The sequence below is a fragment of the Citrobacter sp. EC_71 genome (genome assembly GCF_019584005.1).
Taxonomy (GTDB): Bacteria; Pseudomonadota; Gammaproteobacteria; order Enterobacterales; family Enterobacteriaceae; genus Citrobacter; species Citrobacter werkmanii.
This window is the reverse complement of sequence record NZ_VDAY01000119.1, coordinates 1-229: the sequence shown is the minus strand read 5'-3', so window position 1 is coordinate 229 and position 229 is coordinate 1. Positions and strand designations below refer to the sequence as shown.

Annotated in this window: 1 protein-coding gene; it reads left to right on the top strand. The window is 66.4% G+C overall.

The features are described from left to right. A partial coding sequence (locus FHD02_RS24295; protein ID WP_220394402.1) for an Ig-like domain-containing protein occupies positions 1-229 on the top strand: 229 nt, incomplete at both ends.

Below are 229 nucleotides of genomic sequence, written 5' to 3'. Positions count from 1 at the left end.
AGCGACGACACCGGGACGGCGGGGGATAACCAGACCAACGTAGCGGCACCGGGCTTTGCCATCAGCACCGATGCGGATGCGGTGAGCATGATGGTGAGCATTGACGGCGGCGCGCCGGTGGCGGCGACGAAGGACGCGGCCGGACAGTGGCATATCACATCCGGCGGGCTGGCCGACGGCGACCACAGCATTGTGGCGACGGTGACCGATATTGCCGGCAATACAGCGA